Consider the following 25808-nt stretch of genomic DNA (forward strand, 5'->3'; position numbering starts at 1 on the left):
TTAGTTCCGTCGATAGAGTTCAGCGATGCCGGCAGCGCCAAGCCTTGCCAGGCAGGCAGCGGCGGTTTCGCCTTGATGTCGTTCACGGCGGATCGCCGTCGCAATGCCGGCGACCCCGCGCGCGGCGTCATAGCCCGGCCTGTATCCGGCAGGAAGGGCCTTTGCCGTCCCGTCCACGACAAGTCCGGCTCCGTTTTCGTCGCCGACCACGGTCAGAGCCGCCTTGCCCGGATGCGCGCAGCCCTTGGCGCAGCCGGAGACGTGCAGGGTGAGGGAGGTGTCGAGGAGGTCGGCGCATTCGGTTGCGATCGTCTCGGCGATGGCGCGGGTGGCGATGCGGCCGGAAGCGCAGGCCGGCGTGCCGGGGCAGGCGGCGATGCGGGTGCGCGGGTCGGCGGGGGAGGTGACAAAGCCGAAGGTCGCGGCGGCGGATTGTAGCGAGGCGCAGGCTGTGGGGGAGAGGCCGAGGAAGAGTAGGGCGCGGCCTGGGGCGAGGCGGATCTCGGGGGAGCCGAGGTTCAAGGCTTGTGTGGCGAGTTCGATAAGGTTTGGGGCCGGTATGCTGCCGAAGGGCAGGGCGATGCCGAGGGCGAGGGTGCTTGTAACATCAAAAAGCCCGATGGGACTTTTCGAAGGTTGACGTTCCTTCGCACCCCCCTCTGTCCTGCCGGACATCTCCCCCGCAAGGGGGGAGATTGACTTGTCGCGGCCGACTTCGCCAATCGCAAACGCTGCATCAGTTTCGGACAAGGGAGGAGTGCCGACGGCGGAGCTGCTAATCTCCCCCCTTGCGGGGGAGATGTCCGGCAGGACAGAGGGGGGTGTGACGGAGTGCCAGCCTGCGAGCGAGGCAAGCTGCCGCTCCGACAGATCCCGCGCGTGTGCCTCGCGGCCTTTTTCAGCGACCATCCGGAGAGCGGCAACAGTTATGTCCCGGGCAGCGTCCGCATCGACGGTCGCGAGCGGCCTTGAACCGCGCGCGTCACCGCTAACCGAAACGCTCCAAAGGACGCTTGCGCCGGCCCGCACCGCCTCCAACCTCACGTCAGCCGTCAGCGCATCCATCGTCAATTGGCCGCCGCCATCGACAACCACCGACACTTTCGGCCCCAGCCTTGCCGGCAACCCGGCTTCCTCAATCGCCGCCCTGATCCACTCCGCCAGCGGTCTAGGATCAGCGATCTCCTGCGGATCGATCCCTGCCAGCGGCCCTGTCTCGACCGGAACGCCGGTCCGCACTGCAATGCCCAGCGCATCCACCTCCGCCGCCAGCAACCGCGCGCTTTCCGCCGTCAGGCCGCGGATCTGCAGGCTGCCACGCGCGGTCACTTCCATGATGCCGTTGCCGTGGCGCAGAGCGGATACGCCAAGTCCGATCAGCGACTTGGGCGAAAGCCCTCCATCAACCGGATTGAGCCGCACCAGCAGCCCGTCGCCGGTCTGCATCGGCGCGCTGAGGGCAGGGCATGCGCCGCGGCGCGAAAACGCGTTCATGCCGCCACCCCGCTTGCCTGGGCCTCGGCGATCAAGGCGGCGAGATCGTCGTCGATGGAATTGCGCAACGGATGCCAGAGGCCACGCCGCCGCGCCGACAAGAAGCGCTCGGCGATAATCTTTGCCGCCGCCGGGTTCTCGCGCAAAAGGAAGGCGCGGACGTCCGCGTCGCCGACATAGGCGTCGTGCACCGCCTCGATCAGCGCGCCCGATATGGCATGCGTTGTCTCGGCAAAGCCGACCAGACGATCGACCGTTTCGGCGAATTCCGAGGCGCCGCGCGGGCCGTGGCGCATCTGGCCGGCGATGAAGCGCGGATTGACGGCGCGGGCCCGCACCACGCGCGATACAGCTTCGCTCACCGAACGCGGCTTCGGCTTCCAGGGGTCGGTCGTGTCGAGCACGATGACGTCGGCATTCCTGCCAAGAGCTGCAAGTGCGGCTGAAAACCCGCCGATAAAGGCGACATCGGCCGAACCTTCGAGGATGTCGCGGCCGGGGTCGTCTCCCGTATGGACGAGAAGATCGGCTTCGGCGATCCGGCCCTCGAAGGCGCCAGGCGCGGCAATCGCTTCGCCGTCGGCGCCGCCATAGGCGTGCGAAGTGGCGTCGAGATAGGCGCGGCCGATCTCCTCGCGCGCACCCCATTCGCCGCGCGACAGCAGATCCTCGACGCCTGCGCCGTAAGTGCCGGGCGAGGTGCCGAAAATGCGCGGGCTGACCTTGCCTTGAACGCGGGTCGCGGCCGCGAGCGGGTTTTCCGAATCGTCCTCGTCACGGCCGGCGACCGCGTTGGCGGCAGCATCGATCAGCGCGATCTGGGTCGGGAACATGTCGCGGAACAGGCCGGAAATGCGCCAGGTGACGTCGACGCGCGGGCGGCCGAGTGCTGCCGGCGGCAGCACCTCGACGCCGGTGACGCGGCCGCTGGCGGCATCCCATTGCGGTCGGCAACCCATCAGCGCCAGGCCTTGCGCGATCTCTTCGCCGCCGGTGCGCAGCGAGGCCGAGCCCCAGAGGTCGATGACCAGCGAGCGCGGCCAGTCGCCATGGCTCTGCATGTAGCTGCGCACGACTTCCTCCGCCGCCGCCTGGCCGAGATCATAGGCGGTCGGCGTCGGCATGGTGCGCGGATCGGAGGTGAAGAGGTTGCGGCCGGTGGGCAGCACGTCGGAGCGGCCGCGCGCCGGCGCGCCGGCCGGGCCTGCCTTGATATGGCGGCCGTCAAGCGCGGCGAGCAGGGCAGCCTTTTCGGCCGCGGCACTTTGCCGGCGCAGCGGATCGGCTTCGTCTTCCGGCGCGCGGCCGTAGACATGCAGCCCGTCCTTGACGGCGAAATCCTTGAGGTCGCAGAGCCAGGCGTCGATGCGGCGCAGCGCTTCGTCCGGCGCGTCGGTTCGGGCCACGCCGGCTTCAGAAGCGAGGCCAGTCTTCTGTGCCGTCTCGACGATGAGTTTGGCCAGCCGGTCGCGGCGGCGGCGGTCGAGGCCGTCGGCCTGGGCATACTCATCGACCAGCCGCTCGAGCCGCTGCTGAGCTTCGTCGAGCCCGGCGCCGGCCAGCGGCGGCGGCAGATGGCCGAGCGTCACGGCCGAGATGCGGCGCTTGGCTTGCGCAGCCTCGCCGGGATTGGAGACGATGAAGGGATAGATGACCGGCAGCGAGCCGGTGACGATCTCGGGGAAGCAGCTCTCGGAGAGCGCGACCGTCTTGCCCGGCAGCCACTCCAGCGTGCCGTGCGCGCCGATGTGGACGATGGCGTGCACGCCAAGGGATTTGCGCAGCCACAGGCCGAAGGCGATCAGTTCGTGGCGAGGGGGAAGGGTCGGGTCGTGGTAGTCGGCGCGGCGATCGGCGGAGCGGCCGCGATCGGGGGCGAGCGCCACCGCGACGTTGCCGAAGGTGGCGGCGCGGAAGGGGAAGCCCGCCGAGGTTGGCGCGTGAGCACCCCCCTCTGTCCTGCCGGACATCTCCCCCGCAAGGCGGGAGACAGAGGGGGGTGCCTCGCGCAACCTTATCTCGTCTTCTGCTTGGCCCCATGCGGCCTCAACCGCAACTATAGCGGCCGTCGGCAATTCGGTTGAAAAGGAGAGATAGTCGTCAAGCCCTATCGAATGGCCGGAAGCCTCCAGCGCATCAAGCAACCCACGCGGCGATTGCGGAATCCTGTCAACCGCATAGCCCTGTTCCTTCAGGTCATGCAGCATGGCAAGCACGCTCGACGGCACATCCAGCCCGACGGCATAGCCCGTACGCCCTGGCGCGCTCGGGTAATCCGGAATCAAGATCGCCAGCTTGCGCTTGGCTCGCTCCGTCCGCTGCAGGCTGATGAACGCCGCGATGCGCCTAGCGACTTGCTCGACGCGGTCCGCCTCCGGCCGGTTGGCGAAAGCGCGAAAAGCCAGCGCCGGATCGGTTTCGATTTCACCCTTGAACGAGATCGCGCCGGCCAGGATGCGGCCGTCGAGCTCGGGCAGGACCACATGCATGGCAAGGTCGGCGGGGGCGAGACCGCGCTGGTTCTTTTCCCAGACCTCGCGTCTCGTCGTGGCGACGATGACTTGGAAGACCGGCACGCCGGCGCGGTCGAACAGGGTTTCGGCGCCAGGCTCGGCGCCGGAGGCAAAGGCGGTGGCGGTGACGATGGCGACAGGGTTCAGTGAGGCGAGGGCGGTTTCGACGAAGGCGAGAGAAACCGGGTCCTTGAGGCTGGAGACGAAGATTGGGACGGGCGTTATGCCTTGCGAGCGCAGCGCTTCGGCCAGCGCGTCGACCGGTGCCACGTCGGCGGCTAGCAGCATCGAGCGGTAGAAGAGGATGGGGACGACGCCGAAATTGTTGGCGTCGAGTTTCGTCACACCCCCCTCTGTCCTGCCGGACATCTCCCCCGCAAGGGGGGAGATTGAGCTGTCATCGACGATTTCGCCAACCGCAGATGCTGCAGAACGTTCTACCGTTGAGTCAGCAGAAGAGGTGCCGGGGCCGGCGACGGCTGATCTCCCCCCTTGCGGGGGAGATGTCCGGCAGGACAGAGGGGGGTGCGAAGGAACGCCGGCGTTTGAAAGGTCCGGCTTCTCCACAACCCCCAGCCCAGACTGATAAAACCCCGCTTTCGGCACGCTGACCGGCTCGGCCACGGCCGCCTCAGCCCCGGCAAGCCGCGCCAGCCTGTGCACCAGCGCCACCATGTTCGCCGGGCCGCCTTCGCGGAAATAGCCGAGCAAGGCGTCCAATTCGGCGCGCGGCAGGGTCGAGCTTTCGATCAGGCGCTGGTCCTCGTCATGGCTTTCGCCGGGCAGCAGCGCCAGCTTTATGCCGCGCTCGCGTGCGACCGCGGCGAGTTGGTCGCAGCCGTAGCGCCACCAGTCATAGCCGCCGAGGATGCGGACAAGGACGACCTTGGCGTGGCGTGCGACGCTGTCGATCCACAGATCGACCGACATCGGGTGGCGAAGGTCGCGAAGGGCCGCAAGCCGCATTGACGGCAACCGCTCGGCGTCCGCCTTCCAGGCGGCGGCGAGGCCAGCGAGATCGCTGTCGGTAAAGGACAGCGCCACGACATCCGCAGGCGTCTGCCTGAGATCGATCGGCTCGGCGAGATCGTCGAGCGAAGCGGATGTGGTGGTGAGGATATGCATCGCTTGTCGTGTTGGCCTCAGCCGGCGAGGATACGCTCGATCGCGGGGCGGTTCAGCCCCTTGAGGCCGATGACGACGAGCCGCGAGCGGCGGTCGTCCTCAGCCGTCCAGGCGCGATCATAATAGTGGTTGACGCGAGGGCCGACGGCCTGGAGCAGGAGGCGCATCGGCTTGCCGCCGACCTCGACGAAGCCTTTGACGCGCAACACGTTTTCCTGCTCGGCGGCAAGGGCGACGCGCTTTGCCAGCTCGTCCGGGTTGGCGATCGAGGGAATGTCGACGATGAAGGTGTCGAAGTCGTCATGCTCGTGGTCGAAGGCGCCGTCATGATGCGACTTGCGGTTCTCGATGTCGTCCTCGACGGCGAGACCGAGGCCAAGCAGCACGGACGGGTCGACCTTGCCGTGCGATGTCGGCACGATTTTCACGGCGCGGGAGGAGTGCTCGTTGATGACGGTGTTGGCGCGGGCAGAGCCGGCGGTGTCCATCAGATCGCTCTTCGACAGGATGATCAGGTCGGCGCAGGCGATCTGGTCCTCGAACACCTCTTCGACCGGATCGTCATGGTCGAGCGTCACGTCCGCCGCGCGCTGCGCCTGCAGGGCATCCATGTCGGCGGCGACGCGGCCGTCGGCCAGCGCCGGGCCGTCGACCACCGCGATGACGCCGTCGACCGTCACGCGGCTTTTCACAGTCGGCCACTGAAAGGCCTGGACGAGCGGCTTCGGCAAAGCGAGGCCCGAAGTTTCGATCAGGATGTGATCGACCTTGGGCGTGCGCGACAGGATCTGGTCGAGCGCCGGAACGAAATCATCGGCGACGGTGCAGCAGATGCAGCCGTTGGCCAACTCGACAATGTTTTCCTCAGGACAGGTATCGATGCCGCAGCCTTTCAGGATTTCGCCGTCGATGCCGATGTCGCCGAATTCGTTGACGATGATCGCAATACGCTTGCCGCCAGCGTTTTCCAGGAGATGGCGGACCAGCGTCGTCTTGCCGGCGCCGAGAAAGCCGGTGACGACGGTGCAGGGAACACGGGAAACGGAAGCGTTCATGGTCAGTCCTTCAGCATGTCGAGGGGAGGGATGCGGGCAACGAGGCCGCGCTTGAGGGAATCGGGACGGCCACGCCAGGGGATCAGTCCATCGGTCGAAGTGGCGAAGAGTTTTGCGCCGGCAACGAGGTCTGCGCCGCTGGTCGTATTCAAGTCGCCGAAAACGTAACTCCAGCAACCGTCGCGCAGGAGCGCGGCGCTTAGGCGGCGCTTGCAATTGCCGAGGCATTCGACGGTGCGGATGCGGATTTTCTCGCCCGATGCGGCGCAGCGCGCATCTTCGGCCAGCAGCGCGCCGGCGCGCTGCTGCGCGTCCGAACCGGTTTCGTCGCGGCAGGATGAGCAGACGATGACGGTCACGCCAGCCAGTGCGTCGCCATCGCTGGACGCATTGTCCGCTGTGCCAGCCGAAAAACTGCCGTTGTGGTCCAAAAAACCATGCTCCTTGCCCGGAAACCCGCCGGGCGATCGGATTCAAAAAGTCTCAGACGGCAGGTCTCCTGGCTCGCGCTTCATCGCCCTGAATGCCGCCTTCCCGGGAACATCCCAGTGGTTTTCGGCCGAGGCTCGTCGCTTACAGTTGCGGGGACAGCCGCGGATTTGGGTTTTGACCCGCACCGCATTCCCTCTTGGCCCTTGCCGTTGCGGGCAAGAGACCGTCTGGGCCGGATTTAGGCTTTTGCAGGCGACAGTGTCAACGCACGGCTACGACACCGCGATGTCGGCCAGCGGCTGCCCCAGATCGCCGGCGGGCGTTACCTCGATGCGTTCCAGGCCTAGCCAGCCTTGCATCTGCTTCAGCTCTTCGAACAACCGGGCGGCCGTGTCGGGCGGAGCGCCGGGCTCGGCATAGGTGGCATGGACGCGCAGCACGCTGGCCGGACGGTCGGCCCTCAGATCGACGCGGGCGACGATCCGGTCGCCGAGCAGGAAGGGCAGCACGTAATAGCCGTATTGGCGCTTTTCGGCAGGCGTGTAGATTTCGATGCGGTAGCGGAAGTCGAACAGTTTTTCCGTCCGCGTGCGCTCAAAGACGACCGGATCGAAGGGGGCGAGCAGGGCGCGGGCCTCTATCCGGCGCGGGATACGGGCGTCCTTGTGAAGATAGGCGGTTTTTTCCCACCCCTCGACGCGCACCGGCAGCAATTCGCCCGTCTCGACCAGTTCCTCGATGCGGTCTTTCGTGTCGCCCGGCGCCAGGCGGAAATAGTCGCGCAGGTCGGCATAGGTGGCGATGCCGTGGGCGCGGGCGGAAATGCGCAGCAATTCGCGATGCGCGTCCTCGACCGAGGGCACTGGCAGGTCGAGCACGGCCTGCGGCAAAACGCGCTCGGGCAGGTCGTAATAGCGTTCGAAGCCGCGCCGGTAGGCTGTGGTGATACGGCCGGCCCAGAACAGCCACTCAAAAGCGTGCTTGGCCTCGCTCCAGCCCCACCAGCCGCCATTGCCCTTGTGGCCCTCGATGTCGGATGCGGCGATCGGACCGCGTTCGGCGACTTGCGCGTAGATCTCGTCGATCGTCGCTTTGCGTTCACGGCCCCATTTCGCCAGGCCGAGATACATCTCGTCGCCCTGTTCGGCGCGCTGCATGCGCCAGCGCATCAAAGGCCAGGTTTCGACGGGCAAGAACGAAGCCTCATGCGCCCAATATTCAAAGACGGTGCGCTTGCGGGTGACCGCGGCGTTATCGAGCAGCGCAAGCGGGTAGGGCCCGAGGCGCGAATAGAGCGGCATGTAGTGCGCGCGCACCACGGCGCTGACGGAATCGATCTGCAACAGGCCGGTCCGTGAAAGCACACGCGCAAGGTGCCGGCGATCCGGAACGCCACCGGGCCGAGGGTCGTTAAACCCCTGTGCTCCAAGCGCAATGCGCCTCGCCATGGCCAGCGAAATCTTGTCCTTCATCGAGGCGCCCTTGCCCGGATCATTTGCCGGATTTTTAGCCGGTGATTCCGGCCATGCTAGCAGGCAAATGGCGGGAGATGTGTCAGGAGACAAAAGTGGAGTAAAAAATGAAAGAAATCAAACAAGAGCGGATCGGACCGGTTTCTTCCGATATGGCGTCCAGGGCCGCGAATTGAACAAGGTTTGACTTGCGTCACCGAAACCGCTGCGCTAACCCTCGCCGCGTTGCAGCATGGGCCCTCTTAAAACGGTTCAGCGGTTAAACTGTCACGCTTCCGCATTAGAGTTCGTTGCTGTAATCAAAGTGAACTGCCCCGCCGAAGGAAGCCGCCGCATGAGCGCACTCCTGAGTTCGTATCTGCCCATCGTCCTGTTCATCGCCGTGGCGACGGTGGTCGGTCTGGCGCTGCTCGTCGCCCCCTTCCTGGTGGCCTACCGCAGTCCCGATCCGGAAAAGCTTTCCGCCTATGAATGCGGGTTCAACTCGTTCGACGACGCCCGCATGAAATTCGACATCCGCTTCTACCTGGTGTCGATCCTGTTCATCATCTTCGATCTCGAGGTCGCCTTCCTGTTTCCGTGGGCGGTGTCCTTCTCCAAGCTCGGCATGCTCGGCTTCTGGTCGATGATGGTGTTCCTGGCGGTGCTGACCATCGGCTTTGCCTATGAATGGAAAAAAGGAGCGCTGGAATGGGATTGAACGACAGTTCAGGCACCCTCGTCGCGCCGAAGCCCAAGGGCATCATCGATCCCAACACCGGCAGGCCGGTGGGGGAGGACGATCCCTTCTTCCTCGAAATCAACAATGAACTGGCCGACAAGGGCTTCCTTGTCACCTCGACCGAAGCGCTGATCACCTGGGCGCGCAGCGGCTCGCTGATGTTCATGACCTTCGGCCTCGCCTGCTGCGCGGTCGAGATGATCCACACCTCGATGCCGCGCTATGACTCGGAGCGTTTCGGCGTTGCGCCGCGCGCGTCACCGCGCCAGTCCGACATCATGATCGTCGCCGGCACGCTGACCAACAAGATGGCGCCGGCGCTGCGCAAGGTCTACGACCAGATGCCGGAGCCGCGCTACGTCATCTCGATGGGCTCCTGCGCCAATGGCGGCGGCTATTACCACTATTCCTATTCGGTGGTGCGCGGCTGCGACCGCGTCGTGCCGGTCGACATCTATGTGCCCGGCTGCCCGCCGAGCGCCGAAGCGCTGCTCTACGGCATTCTCCTTCTGCAAAAGAAGATCCGCCGTACCGGCACGATCGAACGGTGAGCCGATGACCCAGGCGTTGAACGATCTCTCCACCTATCTCGGCGAGAAGCTCTCCGGCCGCATCGGCGAAGCCGTGCTTGCCTATGGCGAATTGACGATTTCCGTCGACCCCGGCAATCTGATCGAGGTGGCGACCTTCCTGCGCGACGATCAGCGCTGCCAGTTCATCTCGATCATCGACATCTGCGGCGCCGACTATCCGTCGCGCGCCAGGCGCTTCGACGTCGTCTATCACCTTCTGTCGCCGAAGCAGAATGTCCGCATCCGCCTCAAGGTCCAGGCCGACGAGGAAACCCTGGTGCCGTCGCTGACCGGCGTCTATCCCGGTGCCGACTGGTTCGAGCGCGAGACCTACGACCTCTACGGCGTGCTGTTTTCGGGTCATCCAGACCTGCGTCGCATTCTCACCGACTATGGTTTCGAGGGCCATCCGCTGCGCAAGGACTTCCCGCTGACCGGCTTCGTCGAGGTTCGCTACGACGACGAGGCCAAGCGGGTGATCTACGAGCCGGTCGAACTCAAGCAAGAATTCCGCAATTTCGATTTTCTTTCTCCTTGGGAAGGGACGGACTACGTCCTGCCCGGGGACGAAAAAGCGAAACAGTGAGTAGGGAAGTAGTCGGTAGTCACTAGGGAAGGAATTGGGAAAGAGGATCGAATCTTACCGTGACTTGGTGGTGTGGCAATCAGCAATGGTACTTGCCGAAGATTGCTATCGCGTCACCAAAGGTTTTCCGAAAGACGAGATCTATGGGATGACCTCTCAGATGCGCCGCTCGGCGGTGTCTATCGCCGCGAATATCGCTGAAGGGTACGGTCGTGAGAATAGAGGTTCCTTCGTTCGATTTCTGCGTATGGCGCAGGGGTCGTTGAAAGAACTAGAAACGCACATATTGCTGGCATGCCGGGTCGGTATGCTGGAAAGAGACAACGAGACTGAACTGCCGCTGCGGTGCGAAGAGATTGGAAAAATGATGCGATCTCTGATCAGAACGGTGCAGGCCAAGCAGGCGGAATGAAGCAGGCATTGAGATTGATGGTCACTATTCACTACTCACTACTGACTCTTCGCCAGAGGCGCCACCATGGCTGAAACCTCCGTCCGCAACTTCAACATCAACTTTGGGCCGCAACACCCCGCGGCGCATGGCGTTTTGCGCCTGGTTCTCGAGCTGGACGGCGAAGTCGTCGACCGCGTCGATCCGCATATCGGGCTCTTGCATCGCGGCACCGAGAAGCTGATCGAGGCCAAGACCTACCTGCAGGCCGTGCCTTATCTCGACCGGCTCGACTATTGCGCGCCGATGAACCAGGAACATGCCTTCGCTTTGGCCGCCGAGCGCCTGCTCGGCATCGAGGTACCGAAGCGTGGCCAGCTGATCCGCGTGCTCTATTCCGAGATGGGCCGCATCATGTCGCACATCCTCAATGTGACGACGCAGGCGATGGATGTCGGCGCGCTGACGCCGCCGCTGTGGGGCTTCGTCGAGCGCGAAAAGCTGATGGTGTTCTATGAGCGGGCAAGCGGTTCGCGCATGCATGCGGCGTATTTCCGGCCGGGCGGCGTGCACCAGGACCTGCCGCAGAAGCTGGTCGAGGACATCGGCAAGTGGATCGATCCGTTCCTGAAGTCGATCGACGATCTCGACGCGCTGCTCACCGGCAACCGCATCTTCAAGCAGCGCAATGTCGATATTGGCACGGTGTCGCTTGCGGACGCCTGGGCCTGGGGCTTTTCGGGCGTGATGGTGCGCGGCTCGGGCGCTGCCTGGGACCTGCGCAAATCGCAGCCTTATGAATGCTATTCCGAGATGGATTTCGACATCCCGATCGGCAAGAACGGCGACTGCTACGACCGTTACCTGGTGCGCATGGAAGAGATGCGCCAGTCGGCCAAGATCATGCGCCAGTGCGTCGATCTCCTGCTTGGCAGGGAAAGCACCGGTCCGGTGTCGAACCTCGACGGCAAGGTGGTTCCGCCCAAGCGCCAGGCCATGAAGCGTTCGATGGAAGCGCTGATCCACCACTTCAAGCTCTATACCGAAGGCTATCGCGTGCCGGCAGGCGAGGTCTATGCGGCCGTCGAGGCGCCCAAGGGCGAGTTCGGCGTCTATCTCGTATCCGACGGCACCAACAAGCCCTACCGCTGCAAGCTGCGCGCGCCCGGCTTCGCCCATCTGCAAGCCATGGATTTCCTGTGCCGCGGCCACATGCTGGCCGACGTCACCGCCGTGCTTGGCTCTCTCGACATCGTGTTTGGTGAGGTCGATCGCTAAATGTCAGTCCGCCGTCTCGCAGATGCCAGCGTCCAGCCAGCCTCCTTCGCCTTCAACAAGGCGAATGCGGCGGCGGCGCAGCAGTGGATCGCCAAATATCCGAAGGGGCGCGAACAGTCGGCCATCATCCCGCTGTTGATGATTGCGCAGGAGCAGGAAGGATGGGTCACCAAGGCGGCGATCGAGACGATCTGCGATATGCTCCGCATGCCGCGCATCCGCGGCCTCGAAGTCGCGACCTTCTACACGCAATACCAGCTCAATCCGGTCGGCACCCGCGCGCATGTCCAAGTCTGTGGCACAACGCCCTGCATGCTGCGCGGCTCGGAAGCGTTGATGGACGTGTGCCGGTCGAAAATCCATCACGACCAGTTCCACACCAACGACAAGGGCACGCTGTCGTGGGAGGAGGTCGAATGCCTCGGCGCCTGCGTCAACGCGCCGATGGTCATGATCTTCAAGGACACTTTCGAGGATTTGACGCCTGAGCGGCTGGCCGAGATCATCGATCTCTACGATGCCGGCAAGGGCGCCGAGGTTAAGCCCGGCCCGCAGAACGGCCGTATCGGCTCCGAGCCGGCCGGTGGCCTGAAGACGCTGACCAGCGAAAAGGCGATCCTGAAGTCGACACGCGACAAGGAAGCCAAGGCTGCAGCGAAGGCGGCCAAGGATGCCGCCGCGGCGGCACCAGCTGCGGCTGCTGCCAGTGTCGTCTCGCAGGCGGCACCTGCTCCGGCCGCGCCAGCGGCTCCGGCACCCGCCGCGCCGCCGGCCTCCGGCCCGGTTGCGCCGTCCAAATCCAGCAGGCCGAAGACCCATGCTGCTGAAACCAGCCCGGCGCTTAACACGCCGTCGCCGGTCAAAGTTGCCCCGGCCACCGAGAACGGCGCCAGCGTCAGGGCGCCGCGCCATTCGGCTGCGAATGCCAACCAGGCCGATCCGGAAGTCGAGGCTGTTTCAAAGCCGCGCAGCGGGCCAAAAACGAAAACCGAACCGGCCACCGCCTTCAAGGCGCCGGAAACCAAGCAGCCTGTCGCCAAACCGACGAAACCTTCGCTCGAGGACAAGAACCGCCCGGCCGGCATCGAGCGTCCGGTAACGGTCGATGACCTCAAGCTGATCTCCGGCGTCGGGCCGAAGATAGAAGCCATCCTGCATTCGCTTGGCATTTACACTTTCGCCCAGGTAGCAGCCTGGAAGACGGCCGAGCGCGAATGGGTCGACGGCTATCTCAACTTCCGCGGCCGCATCGAGCGCGACGACTGGGTGAAGCAGGCCAAGGCGCTCGCCAAGGGCGGCGTCGAAGAATACATCCGCGTCTTCGGCAAGAAGCCGGTCTGAGGGACGAACGATGCTTCAGGACAAAGACCGCATCTTCACCAACATCTACGGCCTGTTCGACAAGTCGCTGGCCGGCGCGCAGTCGCGCGGCATTTGGGACGACACACCGGGCCTCGTCGCCAAGGGGCGCGACTGGATCGTCAACGAAATGAAGGCGTCCGGCTTGCGCGGCCGTGGCGGCGCCGGGTTCCCGACCGGTCTGAAATGGTCGTTCATGCCCAAGCAGAGCGACGGCCGGCCGAGCTACCTCGTCGTCAACGCCGACGAATCCGAGCCAGGCACCTGCAAGGACCGCGACATCCTGCGCAACGACCCGCACACGCTGGTCGAGGGCTGCCTGGTTGCCGGCTTCGCCATGGGCGCGGTCGCTGCCTACATCTATGTGCGCGGCGAGTTCATCCGCGAGCGCGAGGCGCTGCAGCGCGCCATCGACGAGGCCTACGCGGCCAAGCTCATCGGCAAGAACAACACGTCCGGCTACGACTTCGACGTCTATATGCATCACGGCGCCGGCGCCTATATCTGCGGCGAAGAGACCGCGCTGCTCGAAAGCCTCGAAGGCAAGAAGGGCCAGCCGCGGCTGAAGCCGCCGTTCCCGGCCAATGTTGGCCTCTATGGCTGCCCGACGACGGTCAACAACGTCGAGTCGATCGCCGTGGCGCCGACCATCCTGCGCCGAGGTGCGGCCTGGTTCTCGTCCTTCGGCCGGCCGAACAATGCCGGCACCAAGCTGTTCTGCGTGTCCGGCCACGTCAACAACCCGTGCACCTTCGAAGAATCGATGTCGATCCCGTTCCGCGAACTCATCGAGACGCATTGCGGCGGCATTCGCGGCGGTTGGGACAATCTGCTGGCGGTCATCCCGGGCGGCGCCTCGGTGCCGCTGGTCCCGGCCGCGCAGATCATGGACGCGCCGATGGATTTCGACGCGCTGCGCGATCTCAAATCCGGCCTCGGCACCGCGGCTGTCATCGTCATGGACAAGTCGACGGATATCGTGAAGGCGATCGCCAGGCTCTCCTACTTCTACAAGCATGAAAGCTGCGGCCAGTGCACGCCGTGCCGTGAAGGCACCGGCTGGATGTGGCGGGTGATGGAGCGGCTGGTACGCGGCGAGGCGCAGAAGCGCGAGATCGACATGCTGCTCGACGTCACCAAGCAGGTCGAGGGTCACACGATCTGCGCGCTGGGCGATGCCGCGGCCTGGCCGATCCAGGGCCTGATGCGGCATTTCCGCGGCGAGGTGGAACGCCGCATCGACGAGTTTTCGCGCAACGCGCACCGGGTCGAGCCGGTGATGGTGGCGGCGGAATAGGACTTTGAAATGCGGGCTTGGCCCGACGACTGAAAGCAGGGGCGGGGCATACGAGGAAACGACCAGGAGATCTCTATGGCGCTGTATTCGATACCCTATCCGTTCATGCCTGATTTGGACCAACTCGAGAAGATGAACCAGGACCTGACCAAGATGATGCCGAGGGAGATGGCCAGCGCCGTCAACCTTCTGGCGCATCCGGTCGCGGGTGCTGCGGCGATGTCGGCGCTCAGCATCGGTCTTGCCAACCATGCCGTCGGCATGTGGATGGGCGCGTTCACCGGCGCGCTGGAAGCTTCGCAGCGCATGTTCCAGCCTTTCCTCGACGACCTCGAGGCGCAGAGCGAAGCGGCAGCCAATTCGTCCAAGGCGCGCAAGGCAACCGAGACGCTGATCGTCAAGGCGCAGACCTTCGCCAAGGATGTGACCGACATTGCGGCGACCGCTACCGAGAAGGCGCTCGGCGCCGACGCTGTCGATGAACCGGCCGCAACCGGGCTGATGCCCGAGGATTTCAGGCAGCCGAAAGCCGTCGACAGGCCGGCGAAGCCGTCGGATCTGAAGGCGATTTCGGGTATCGGACCGAAGCTGGAGAAGGTGCTCAACGGCCTCGGCATCTGGACCTATGGCCAGATCGCCGCCTGGACGTCGCAAGAGATTGCCTGGGTGGAAGATTATCTGTCGCTCGCCGGCCGTATCGGCCGCGACGACTGGACCGCCCAGGCAGCGGCGCTCGCCGCGGCTAAGTGAATTGAAGTGCCGGGCGCGGCTTAAGTCGCGCCCGGAAATAAAGATTGCGGGACATCCGCGAGGGTTCGAGGCGAATGGCAAAGCTCAAGGTCGACGGGAAAGAGATCACGGTACCCGACCACTACACGCTGCTGCAGGCGGCCGAGGATGCCGGCGCGGAAGTGCCGCGCTTCTGCTTCCACGAGCGGCTGTCCATCGCCGGCAATTGCCGCATGTGCCTTATCGAGGTGAAGGGCGGCCCACCCAAGCCGCAGGCGTCCTGTGCCATGGGCGTGCGCGACCTGCGCCCCGGCCCGAATGGCGAGCCGCCGGAAATCTTCACCAACACGCCGATGGTCAAGAAGGCTCGCGAAGGCGTGATGGAATTCCTGCTGATCAACCACCCGTTGGATTGCCCGATCTGCGACCAGGGCGGCGAGTGCGACCTGCAGGACCAGGCGATGGCCTTCGGCGTCGATTCCTCGCGCTATCACGAGAACAAGCGCGCGGTCGAAGACAAGTATATCGGCCCGCTGGTCAAGACGGTGATGAACCGCTGCATCCACTGCACGCGCTGCGTCCGCTTCACCACCGAGGTCGCCGGCATCTCCGAGCTCGGCTTGATCGGCCGCGGCGAGGATGCCGAGATCACCACCTATCTCGAACAGGCGATGACGTCGGAGTTGCAGGGCAATGTCATCGATCTGTGCCCGGTCGGCGCGCTGACCTCCAAGCCGTTCGCCTTCCAGGCGCGGCCGTGGGAGTTGACCAAGACGGAATCGATCGACGTCATGGACGCCGTCGGCTCGGCGATCCGCGTCGACAGCCGCGGTCGTGAAGTGATGCGCATCCTGCCGCGCGTCAACGAGGCGGTGAACGAGGAGTGGATCTCCGACAAGACCCGCTTCATCTGGGACGGCCTGCGCACGCAGCGCCTCGATCGCCCGTATGTGCGCAAGAACGGCAAGCTGGCAGCAGCAAGCTGGGCGGAAGCCTTTGCGGCCATCAAGGACGAGGTGGGCAAGGCGGCGCCCGAGCGGATCGGCGCGATCGCCGGCGATCTCGCGGCCGTCGAGGAAATCTATGCGCTCAAGCTTCTGATGGCCGCTCTCGGTTCGAAAAACATCGACTGCCGCCAGGATGGTGCCGCGCTCGATCCGTCGCTCGGCCGCGCCAGCTACATCTTCAACCCGACCATCGAGGGCATCGAGCAGGCCGACGCGGTGCTGATCATCGGCGCCAATCCGCGCTTCGAGGCCTCGGTGCTAAACGCCCGCATCCGCAAGCGCTGGCGCGTCGGCAATCTGCCGGTCGGCGTGATCGGCGAGATCGGCGACACCCGCTACGATTACGATCTCATCGGCGCCGGCCCGGAATCGCTGAAGGACCTTGCCGACGGCAACGGCAGGTTCTTCGAGATGCTGAGCAAGGCCACGCATCCGTTGATCATCGTCGGCCAGGGCGCGCTGGCGCGCCCGGATGGCGCCGCCGTACTCGGCCAGGCAGCCAGGCTCGCGGCCGCCGTCAATGCGGTCACCGCCGACTGGAACGGTTTTGCGGTGCTGCACAACGCCGCGGCGAGGGTCGGTGGCCTCGATGTCGGCTTCGTGCCCGGCGAGGGCGGCAAGAATGTCGCCGGCATGCTGGGCGATACGGATGTGCTGTTCCTGCTCGGCGCCGACGAGATCGACATGGCCAAGACCGGCGGCGCCTTCGTCGTCTATATCGGCACGCATGGCGATGCCGGCGCGCATCGCGCCAATGTCATCCTGCCTGCGGCTGCCTACACGGAAAAGTCCGGCACCTATGTCAACACGGAAGGCCGCGTGCAGCAGACCAATCGCGCAGGTTTCGCTCCAGGCGAAGCGCGCGAGGACTGGGCAATCCTGCGGGCGCTCTCCGAGGTTCTCGGCAAGAAGCTGCCCTTCGATTCGCTGGCGCAGCTGCGCGCCAAGCTCTATGGCGAATTCCCGTATCTCGCCCGCATCGACCAGGTGCAGGCCGGCAGCGGCGACGATATCGCCAAGGTGGCGAAGCTCGGCGGCCGGCTGAACAAGGGCACTTTCACCTCTCCGGTGAAGGACTTCTATCTGACCAACCCGATCGCGCGGGCATCGGCCGTGATGGCTGAATGCTCGGCGCTGGCCAAGGGCGGCTTCAAGCAGGCGGCGGAATAAGCATGGACACCTTCTTCTCCTTCTACGTGCTGCCGGCGCTGCTGATCCTTCTGAAGTCGGTCGTGCTGATCGTCGTTCTTCTGATCTTCGTCGCTTACGTGCTCTATGCCGACCGCAAGATCTGGGCGGCGGTGCAATTGCGCCGCGGCCCGAACGTCGTCGGCCCGTGGGGAACGCTGCAGGCCTTCGCCGATCTGTTGAAGTTCGTCTTCAAGGAGCCGGTGATCCCGGCCGGCGCCAACAAGGGCGTCTTCCTGCTTGCGCCGTTGGTGTCGGCGGTGCTGGCGATCTCGGCCTGGGCCGTCATTCCGGTCAACGAGGGCTGGGCGATCGCCAATATCAATGTAGGCATCCTCTATGTCTTCGCCATCTCCTCGCTCGAGGTCTATGGCGTGATCATGGGCGGCTGGGCGTCAAACTCGAAATACCCGTTCCTCGGCGCGCTGCGTTCGGCCGCGCAGATGGTGTCCTACGAAGTTTCGATCGGCTTCGTCATCGTCACCGTGCTGCTCACCGTCGGCTCGCTCAACCTCTCCGACATCGTGCTGTCGCAGCAGGATGGCCTGGGCACGCGGCTCGGCCTGCCCAACACCTTCCTCGACTGGCACTGGCTGTCGCTGTTCCCGATGTTCATCGTGTTCTTCATCTCGGCGCTGGCCGAGACGAACCGTCCGCCGTTCGATCTGGTGGAGGCGGAATCGGAACTCGTCGCCGGCCACATGGTTGAATATTCGTCGACGCCATTCCTGCTCTTCTTCCTCGGCGAGTATGTCGCCGTCGTCCTGATGTGCGCGCTGGCGACCATCCTCTTCCTCGGCGGCTGGCTGCCACCGTTCAACTTCGCGCCCTTCACCTGGGTGCCGGGGCTGATCTGGTTCGTGCTCAAGGTCTGCCTGGTCTTCTTCATGTTCTCCATGGTGAAGGCCTTCGTGCCGCGCTACCGCTACGACCAGCTGATGCGGTTGGGCTGGAAAGTCTTCCTGCCGATCTCGCTGTTCATGGTCGTCGCCACCGCGGCGTTCCTCAAGATCACGGGGTTTGCGTGATGTCCGCTTTTGCCCAGGCCGCAAAGTCGCTGCTGCTGAAGGATTTCGTCAGCGCCTTCTTCCTGTCGATGCGCCAGTTCTTCGCACCGAAGGAGACCATCAACTATCCGCACGAGAAGGGGCCGATCAGCCCGCGCTTCCGTGGCGAGCATGCGCTGCGCCGTTATCCGAATGGCGAGGAACGTTGCATCGCCTGCAAACTCTGCGAGGCGATCTGCCCGGCGCAGGCAATCACCATCGAGGCCGGCCCGCGCCGCAACGACGGCACGCGCCGCACCGTGCGCTACGACATCGACATGGTGAAGTGCATCTATTGCGGCTTCTGCCAGGAAGCCTGCCCGGTCGACGCCATTGTCGAGGGGCCGAATTTCGAGTTCGCGACCGAAACGCGCGAGGAGCTTTACTACAACAAGGAAAAGCTGCTCGCCAACGGCGATCGCTGGGAGCGGGAACTGGCGCGCAACATCGCGCTGGACTCGCCTTATCGCTGACATTTGCCGCATGGACGGGGCGAGGGGCCTCGTCCAGAGGATGATCCCGAAAAGTTGCAGACTTTTCGGACCAGATCATCCTCCGGAGTAAAGAGAGTGGCGCATGTTTCTTTCGATCGGGTCTTTCAACCCGATCGGAACATGCGCTAGGAACACGCGGCTTCGGCACCGGAAGCGGTACCAGGCCACAGACAACGGAGAGGGCGAACGTCCGATCCGACAAGGAACCCGGGGGAACCCATGCTGAGTGGACTAGAGGCGGCCTTTTTCTACCTCTTCGCCTTTATCGCCGTGGCGTCGGCCTTCATGGTCATTTCGTCGCGCAATCCCGTGCATTCCGTGCTGTTCCTCATCCTCACCTTCTTCAATGCCGCCGGCCTTTTCATGCTCACCGGCGCCGAGTTCCTGGCGATGATCCTGCTCGTCGTCTATGTCGGCGCGGTGATGGTGCTGTTCCTGTTCGTCGTCATGATGCTCGACGTCGACTTCGCCGAGATGAAGCAGGGTGCGCTGCAATATGCGCCGATCGGCGCAATGGTCGGGTTGATCCTGGCGGCGGAACTGATCGTCGTGCTCGGCGGCTACACGTTCGCGCCGCAGCTGGCCTCGACGGTCGCGAAGGCGACACCGGATCTCGCCACGCGCTCCAACACGGCCGCGCTCGGCGACATCCTCTATACGGACTACCTCTATTATTTCCAGATTTCCGGGCTGGTGCTGCTGGTCGCCATGATCGGTGCCATCGTGCTGACGTTGCGCCACAAGGAAGGCATCAAGCGGCAGTCGATTGCCGCCCAGGTCGGCCGCACGCCGGCGACGGGCATGGAAATCCGCAAAGTCAAATCGGGCGAGGGCATCTGAGATGGTCGTCGGCATTGCACATTATCTGACCGTATCGGCGATCCTGTTCACGCTCGGCGTGTTCGGCATCTTCCTGAACCGCCGCAACATCATCGTCATCCTGATGTCGATCGAGCTCATCCTGCTTGCGGTCAACATCAACTTCGTCGCCTTCTCGGCGGCGCTGCATGACCTCGTCGGACAGGTCTTCGCCCTGTTCGTGCTGACGGTCGCGGCCGCTGAGGCCGCGATCGGTCTTGCCATTCTTGTCGTCTTCTTCCGCAACCGCGGCTCGATCGCGGTCGAAGACGTGAGCGCGATGAAGGGTTGACGGGAACCACCATGTATCAGGCTATCGTCTTCCTTCCGCTGCTTGGCTTCCTGATTGTCGGCCTGTTCGGCAATTCGCTCGGCGCCAAGGCTTCCGAATACATCACCTCCGGCTTCCTGGTGATCGCGGCGGTGCTGTCGTGGATCGCTTTCTTCACCGTCGGCTTCGGTCATGGCGAGGTGTTCACCGTGCCGGTGCTGCGCTGGATCCAGTCGGGCGGCATCGACGCCTCGTGGGCGCTGAGGATCGACACGCTGACGGTGGTGATGCTGGTCGTCGTCAACACGGTGTCGGCCCTGGTTCACATCTATTCGATCGGCTACATGCATCACGATCCGAACCGGCCGCGCTTCTTCGCCTATCTGTCGCTGTTCACCTTCGCGATGCTGATGCTGGTGACGGCCGACAATCTCATCCAGATGTTCTTCGGCTGGGAAGGCGTCGGTCTCGCCTCCTACCTGCTCATCGGCTTCTGGTACAAGAAGCCGTCGGCCAATGCGGCGGCCATCAAGGCTTTCGTCGTCAACCGCGTCGGCGATTTCGGCTTCGCGCTCGGCATCTTCGGCGTGTTCGTGCTGTTCGGCTCGGTCAATCTGGGCACCATCTTTGCCAATGCCGCGACGTTCATTCCGGCCGGCGGTGCTGCGCCAGGCGCAGCCGTGCTGACCTTTCTCGGCCACGCGCTCGACAAGCAGTCGGCGATGACCATCGTGTGCCTGCTGCTCTTCATGGGCGCCATGGGCAAGTCCGCGCAGGTGCCGCTGCACACCTGGCTGCCGGACGCCATGGAGGGCCCGACGCCGGTCTCCGCGCTGATCCACGCGGCGACCATGGTGACCGCCGGCGTGTTCATGCTGGCGAGGCTTTCGCCGCTGTTCGAGCTGTCGCATTCGGCGCTGACCGTCGTCACCTTCATCGGCGCCTTCACCGCCTTCTTCGCGGCGACCGTCGGCCTCGTCCAGAACGACATCAAGCGCGTCATCGCCTATTCGACCTGCTCGCAGCTCGGCTACATGTTCGTGGCGCTCGGCGTCGGCGCTTATGGCGCGGCGATCTTCCATTTGTTCACGCACGCTTTCTTCAAGGCGCTGCTCTTCCTCGGCTCGGGCTCGGTGATCCATGCGGTCTCCGACGAGCAGGACATGCGCAAGATGGGCGGGTTGAGGACGCTCATCCCCAAGACCTATTGGATGATGGTAATCGGCACCTTGGCGCTGACCGGCGTCGGCATCCCGGCAACGGTGATCGGCACCGCCGGCTTCTTCTCCAAGGACGCCATCATCGAGACGTCCTTTGCCAGCCACAACGCGGTCGCGGGCACTGCCTTCGTGCTGCTGGTCATCGCCGCCTGCTTCACCAGCTTCTATTCATGGCGGCTGATCTTCATGACCTTCCACGGCGAGCCGCGTGCCAGCCATGAGGTCATGCATCACGTGCATGAATCGCCGCCCGTAATGCTGGTGCCGCTTTATGTGCTCGCCGCCGGCGCGCTGTTTGCCGGCATCATCTTCCACGGCGCCTTCATCGGCGAGGGTTATGCCGAGTTCTGGAAGGCGTCGCTGTTCACGCTGCCGGAGAACCACATCCTGCACGAAATCCACGAGCTGCCGCTGTGGGTGGAACTGGCGCCGTTCATCGCCATGATCATCGGCTTTGCGATCGCCTGGAAGTTCTACATCCGCTCGCCGGAACTGCCCCGAAGCGTCGCCGCCAACCACCGCCTGCTCTACGGCTTCCTGCTCAACAAGTGGTACTTCGACGAGCTCTACGACTTCCTGTTCGTGCAGCCGGCCAAGCGCCTCGGCAGGTTCCTGTGGAAGACCGGCGACGGCACGATCATCGATGGGCTCGGACCCGACGGCATCTCGGCGCGCGTCGTCGACGTCACCAACCGGGTCGTCAAGCTGCAGACCGGCTATCTCTATCATTATGCCTTTGCCATGCTGATCGGCGTGGCCGCTCTCGTCACCTGGATGATGCTCTGATGACCGACTGGCCAATCCTCTCGCTGGTCACCTTCCTGCCGCTGGTTGGTGTTCTGCTCATTCTGCCGATCAGCGACGACAGCGAAAATGCGCGCCGCAACATCCGCGCGATCGCCTTCATCACGACGGCGTTCACCTTCGTCATCTCGCTGTTCATCTGGACGGGCTTCGACAATTCGCAGGCCGGCTTCCAGTTCGTGGAGAAGCACGCCTGGCTGGATTCGGGCATTTCCTACCACATGGGCGTCGACGGCATCTCGATGCTGTTCGTCATCCTGACGACCTTCCTGATGCCACTTTCCATCCTCGCTTCCTGGGAAGCGATCGAGAAGCGGGTCAAGGCCTATATGATCGCCTTCCTGATCCTCGAGACGCTGATGATCGGCGTGTTCTGCGCGCTCGACATCGTGCTGTTCTACGTCTTCTTCGAGGCCGGCCTGATTCCGATGTTCATCATCATCGGCGTGTGGGGCGGCAAGCGGCGCGTCTATGCGTCGTTCAAGTTCTTCCTCTATACGCTTGCCGGCTCGGTGCTGATGCTGCTCGCCATCATGGCGATGTTCTTCCAGTCGGGCACCACCGATATTCCGACGCTTTTGACGCATAGCTTCCCGGCCAACATGCAGACCTGGCTGTGGCTCGCCTTCTTTGCTTCCTTCGCGGTGAAGATGCCGATGTGGCCAGTGCACACCTGGCTGCCTGATGCCCATGTCGAGGCACCGACGGCGGGCTCGGTCATCCTGGCCGCCATCCTGCTGAAAATGGGCGGGTACGGCTTCCTGCGCTTCTCGTTGCCGATGTTCCCGGAGGCATCGGCGATGTTCGCGCCGCTGGTGTTCACGCTCTCCGTCGTCGCCATCATCTACACCTCGCTGGTGGCGCTGATGCAGGAGGACATGAAGAAGCTGATCGCCTATTCGTCGGTCGCCCATATGGGCTTCGTCACCATGGGCATCTTCGCCATGAACCAGGAGGGGGTGCAGGGCGCGATCTTCCAGATGCTCAGCCACGGCCTCGTCTCGGGCGCGCTGTTCCTGTGCGTCGGCGTCATCTATGACCGCATGCACACGCGCGAGATCGACGCCTATGGCGGTCTGGTCAACAACATGCCGAAATACGCCACCGTGTTCATGATCTTCACCATGGCCAATGTCGGCCTGCCGGGCACCAGCGGCTTCATCGGCGAATTCCTGACCATGCTCGGCGTGTTCAAGGTCAACACCTGGGTGGCGTTCTTCGCCGCCACCGGCGTCATCCTGTCGGCGGCTTACGCTCTTTGGCTCTACCGCCGGGTGATCTTCGGCGCGCTGACCAAGGATAGCCTGAAGAACCTGCTCGACCTTTCGCCGCGCGAGAAGGCGATCATCTACCCGCTGGTGGTGCTGGTCATCTTCTTCGGCGTCTACCCGGCGCCGGTATTCGACGCGACGGCCCAATCGGTCAAGACGCTCGTCACCAACGTCACCGCATCCATCAATTCCGCGCAGACCGCGGCGGCGAACTGACTGGGGATAAACCATGACGCCGGACCTTCTCTCCAGCCTTTCGCTCTCGACGCCGGAACTGATCCTCGCCGTCGGCGCGCTGGTGCTCCTGATGATCGGAGCTTATTCGCGCAGCAACAACACCATGACCGTGACCGGACTGGCCGTCATCGTGCTGGTGGTGTCCGGGCTCTGGCTTGCCTTCTCCGGCGGGCGGGGCGCTGCCTATGGCGGTGCCTTCGTCCAGGATTCCTTCGGCAACTTCATGAAGATGCTGGCGCTGATCGGCTCGGCGGTGACGCTGGTCATGTCGATGCGCTTTGCGCGTCAGGAACATTTCGACAAGTTCGAATATCCAGTGCTGATCCTGCTCTGCACGCTCGGCATGTTGCTGATGATCTCGGCCAACGGCATGATCGGGCTCTATCTCGGACTCGAGCTGCAGTCGCTGGCGATCTATGTGCTGGCGGCGATTAACCGCGACAATCTCCGCTCGACCGAGGCGGGTCTGAAGTATTTCGTCCTCGGCGCGCTGTCGTCGGGCATGCTGCTCTACGGCATCAGCCTCGTCTACGGCTACACCGGCAACACCGGCTTCCAGGAGATCGCGACGGCTCTGGGCAGCGGCGAGCGCCAGCTCGGCCTCGTCTTCGGGCTGGTGTTCGTGCTTGCCGGCCTGGCCTTCAAGATCTCGGCGGTGCCGTTCCACATGTGGACGCCGGACGTCTATGAGGGCGCGCCGACGCCGATCACCGCTTTCCTGGCAGCGGCGCCGAAGATGGCGGCTATGGCGCTGATCGTGCGCGTCACCATGAGTGCCTTCAGGCCGATCGCTTCGGATTGGCAACAGATCGTCGTCTTCATTTCGATCGCCTCGATGGCGCTCGGCGCTTTCGCGGCCATCGGCCAGACCAACATCAAGCGCCTGATGGCCTATTCCTCGATCGGCCATATGGGCTATGCGCTGGTCGGTCTTGCCGCCAACAGCCAGGCCGGCGTGCGCGGCGTCGCCATCTACATGCTGATCTATCTGGTGATGACGCTCGGCACCTTCGCCTTCATCCTGGCCATGCGGCGCAAGGAAGGCAATGTCGAGCAGATCAGCGATCTGTCCGGTCTCGTCTCGACCAACCCGATCATGGCGACCATCCTCACCATCCTGATGTTCTCGCTCGCCGGCATTCCGCCGCTCGCCGGCTTCTGGGGGAAGTGGTACGTGTTCCTCGCCGCCATCAACGCGCATCTCTACGCGCTGGCGATCATCGGCGTACTGGCCTCGGTGGTGGGCGCCTACTACTACCTGCGCATCATCAAGATCATGTGGTTCGACGAACCGGTCGGCGGCTTCGTGCCGATGGCCAGCGAACTGCGCCTCGTGCTCGGCGTCAGCGGCGCCTTCGTGCTGTTCTATGTGCTGATCGGCGGGCCGATCGGCAATTACGCCGAAGCCGCCGCGAAGACCTTCTTCTGACGGGATGGCGTTTCGACTGGCTCCAACCGCGGGGTCGGAGGGGTTCCGGCTCGAGGCGCATGACAGTGTCGGCTCAACCAACACCGTGGCGCTGGACCATGCGCGCGCCGGCGACCCCGGCAAGCTCTGGGTCGTCACCAAAAAGCAGGAAAGCGGCCGCGGCCGGCGTGGCCGTTCGTGGGCAACCCCAGAAGGCAACCTGGCGGCGACGCTGCTCCTGCTCCCCGGTGGAGAGCTTCGGCTTGCCGCGACCCTCGGGTTTGTCGCGGGCCTTGCGCTGGCCGATGCGCTCGAGGCCGTCGTGCCGAAAGGCCGGATCGCGGTCGCCGTCGACGGCGCGGGCCAGGGCCGCAACCGCTTCGAACTGAAATGGCCGAACGACGTGCTGACGTCGGGCGCCAAGCTTGCCGGCATCCTGCTGGAATCGGCGATGCTGGAGGGCGGCCGTTTCGCGGTTGCGATCGGTATCGGCGTCAATGTCGTAGCCTATCCGCAGGATTTGCCCTATCCGGCGACATCGCTGCGGGCACTGGGCGCCGCGTGCGACGCCGAAACGCTGTTCCTGGCGCTTTCGGATGCCTGGAGCGAGAATGCCAAGCTGTGGGATAACGGGCGCGGGCTCTCTGCCATCAGAAAGCGGTGGCTTGCCCGCGCAGCAGGCCTCGGCGGCGAGGTTGCTGTCAGAATTGACGGCAATGTGGTGCGCGGCGTCTTCGAAACCATTGACGAGGACTGCCGTTTCGTGATCCGCGACGATGAGGGATCGGTTCTGACGATCTCGGCCGGCGACGTCCATTTCGGCGCTGTCGCCTCGGCGCGGTTATAGTTTTTGTTTTTGCGCAACTCCGGACGGAAAACAGTGACACACTTTTTCTGGAATTGCTCGAACGGCTTGGCCGAAGCGGCCAGGAAGGAAAGAATGCATGGCGAATAAGGAAAACGCCGAACTCGTTTTCGCG

At 64.1% G+C, this 25808-nt stretch carries 22 protein-coding genes and 1 riboswitch; of the genes, 17 read left to right on the forward strand and 5 right to left on the reverse strand.

Features of this window, described 5'->3' with window-relative positions; genetic code table 11:
- The 5 genes from cobG to ACWGS9_RS14645 all read right to left on the reverse strand — a co-directional run bounded on the left by cobG (window position 1) and on the right by ACWGS9_RS14645 (window position 8091).
- Window positions 1-1494 carry a precorrin-3B synthase gene (cobG, locus tag ACWGS9_RS14625; protein ID WP_454505919.1) on the reverse strand — a complete coding sequence of 498 codons (1494 nt, stop codon included), beginning with the start codon at window positions 1492-1494 and terminating at the stop codon, window positions 1-3.
- Entirely contained in the window at window positions 1491-5132 is a 3642-nt protein-coding gene (cobN, locus tag ACWGS9_RS14630; protein WP_454505920.1) for a cobaltochelatase subunit CobN, read from the reverse strand. The genes cobG and cobN overlap by 4 nt, the downstream gene beginning before the upstream one ends.
- 17 nt (window positions 5133-5149) lie before the next feature.
- Window positions 5150-6187, reverse strand: a complete 1038-nt coding sequence (gene cobW / locus ACWGS9_RS14635; RefSeq protein WP_454505921.1) for a cobalamin biosynthesis protein CobW — start codon at window positions 6185-6187, stop codon at window positions 5150-5152.
- 2 nt (window positions 6188-6189) lie between these two features.
- Window positions 6190-6618, reverse strand: coding sequence for a DUF1636 family protein (locus ACWGS9_RS14640; RefSeq protein ID WP_454505922.1), 429 nt, complete (start codon window positions 6616-6618; stop codon window positions 6190-6192).
- 41 nt (window positions 6619-6659) lie between these two features.
- Window positions 6660-6862: riboswitch (cobalamin riboswitch) on the reverse strand.
- A 29-nt stretch (window positions 6863-6891) separates the two neighbouring features.
- On the reverse strand, window positions 6892-8091 hold the full coding sequence (locus ACWGS9_RS14645) for a winged helix-turn-helix domain-containing protein (protein WP_454505923.1): 1200 nt from the start codon (window positions 8089-8091) through the stop codon (window positions 6892-6894).
- A gap of 334 nt (window positions 8092-8425) precedes the next feature.
- On the opposite strand from ACWGS9_RS14645, the gene ACWGS9_RS14650 reads away from it, so the two are divergent.
- From ACWGS9_RS14650 to ACWGS9_RS14730, 17 genes are all read left to right on the forward strand, one after another.
- A complete protein-coding gene (locus tag ACWGS9_RS14650; RefSeq protein WP_320213181.1) occupies window positions 8426-8791 on the forward strand; it encodes an NADH-quinone oxidoreductase subunit A in 366 nt (121 codons plus the stop codon).
- The gene (locus tag ACWGS9_RS14655) at window positions 8782-9363 is read left to right on the forward strand and encodes a NuoB/complex I 20 kDa subunit family protein (RefSeq protein ID WP_015317338.1); all 582 of its coding nucleotides are present in this window, start codon (window positions 8782-8784) and stop codon (window positions 9361-9363) included. Before ACWGS9_RS14650 ends, ACWGS9_RS14655 begins: the two co-directional genes overlap by 10 nt.
- A gap of 4 nt (window positions 9364-9367) precedes the next feature.
- The gene (locus tag ACWGS9_RS14660; protein WP_454505924.1) at window positions 9368-9970 is read left to right on the forward strand and encodes an NADH-quinone oxidoreductase subunit C; all 603 of its coding nucleotides are present in this window, start codon (window positions 9368-9370) and stop codon (window positions 9968-9970) included.
- Between the two features lie 34 nt (window positions 9971-10004).
- On the forward strand, window positions 10005-10382 hold the full coding sequence (locus ACWGS9_RS14665) for a four helix bundle protein (protein WP_454505925.1): 378 nt from the start codon (window positions 10005-10007) through the stop codon (window positions 10380-10382).
- A 66-nt stretch (window positions 10383-10448) separates the two neighbouring features.
- A complete protein-coding gene (locus ACWGS9_RS14670; protein ID WP_454505926.1) occupies window positions 10449-11639 on the forward strand; it encodes an NADH-quinone oxidoreductase subunit D in 1191 nt (396 codons plus the stop codon).
- Complete coding sequence (locus ACWGS9_RS14675; protein WP_454505927.1) at window positions 11640-12980, forward strand: NADH-quinone oxidoreductase subunit E; 1341 nt, start codon at window positions 11640-11642, stop codon at window positions 12978-12980.
- A gap of 10 nt (window positions 12981-12990) precedes the next feature.
- A complete protein-coding gene (nuoF, locus tag ACWGS9_RS14680) occupies window positions 12991-14295 on the forward strand; it encodes an NADH-quinone oxidoreductase subunit NuoF (RefSeq protein ID WP_454505928.1) in 1305 nt (434 codons plus the stop codon).
- A 75-nt stretch (window positions 14296-14370) separates the two neighbouring features.
- Complete coding sequence (locus ACWGS9_RS14685) at window positions 14371-15045, forward strand: NADH-ubiquinone dehydrogenase (RefSeq protein ID WP_454505929.1); 675 nt, start codon at window positions 14371-14373, stop codon at window positions 15043-15045.
- A gap of 74 nt (window positions 15046-15119) precedes the next feature.
- Window positions 15120-17201: an NADH-quinone oxidoreductase subunit NuoG gene (gene nuoG / locus ACWGS9_RS14690; RefSeq protein WP_454505930.1), complete on the forward strand. Its 2082-nt coding sequence runs from the start codon at window positions 15120-15122 to the stop codon at window positions 17199-17201.
- 2 nt (window positions 17202-17203) lie between these two features.
- Complete coding sequence (gene nuoH / locus ACWGS9_RS14695) at window positions 17204-18247, forward strand: NADH-quinone oxidoreductase subunit NuoH (RefSeq protein ID WP_454505931.1); 1044 nt, start codon at window positions 17204-17206, stop codon at window positions 18245-18247.
- Window positions 18247-18738 (forward strand): NADH-quinone oxidoreductase subunit NuoI, encoded by a 492-nt coding sequence (gene nuoI, locus ACWGS9_RS14700; protein ID WP_454505932.1) that lies wholly within the window; start codon window positions 18247-18249, stop codon window positions 18736-18738. The genes nuoH and nuoI overlap by 1 nt, the downstream gene beginning before the upstream one ends.
- Before the next feature lie 240 nt (window positions 18739-18978).
- The gene (locus tag ACWGS9_RS14705) at window positions 18979-19599 is read left to right on the forward strand and encodes an NADH-quinone oxidoreductase subunit J (RefSeq protein ID WP_320213162.1); all 621 of its coding nucleotides are present in this window, start codon (window positions 18979-18981) and stop codon (window positions 19597-19599) included.
- Between the two features lies 1 nt (window position 19600).
- A complete protein-coding gene (gene nuoK / locus ACWGS9_RS14710; RefSeq protein ID WP_027168992.1) occupies window positions 19601-19909 on the forward strand; it encodes an NADH-quinone oxidoreductase subunit NuoK in 309 nt (102 codons plus the stop codon).
- Between the two features lie 11 nt (window positions 19910-19920).
- Window positions 19921-21894 (forward strand): NADH-quinone oxidoreductase subunit L, encoded by a 1974-nt coding sequence (gene nuoL / locus ACWGS9_RS14715; protein WP_454505933.1) that lies wholly within the window; start codon window positions 19921-19923, stop codon window positions 21892-21894.
- Window positions 21894-23399, forward strand: a complete 1506-nt coding sequence (locus ACWGS9_RS14720; protein ID WP_320213159.1) for an NADH-quinone oxidoreductase subunit M — start codon at window positions 21894-21896, stop codon at window positions 23397-23399. Before nuoL ends, ACWGS9_RS14720 begins: the two co-directional genes overlap by 1 nt.
- Before the next feature lie 13 nt (window positions 23400-23412).
- Window positions 23413-24849, forward strand: a complete 1437-nt coding sequence (nuoN, locus tag ACWGS9_RS14725) for an NADH-quinone oxidoreductase subunit NuoN (RefSeq protein WP_454505934.1) — start codon at window positions 23413-23415, stop codon at window positions 24847-24849.
- 4 nt (window positions 24850-24853) lie between these two features.
- Window positions 24854-25675, forward strand: a complete 822-nt coding sequence (locus ACWGS9_RS14730) for a biotin--[acetyl-CoA-carboxylase] ligase (RefSeq protein WP_454505935.1) — start codon at window positions 24854-24856, stop codon at window positions 25673-25675.
- The last annotated feature ends 133 nt before the right edge of the window (window positions 25676-25808 follow it).

It is taken from the genome of Mesorhizobium sp. Arg314 (assembly GCF_053714275.1).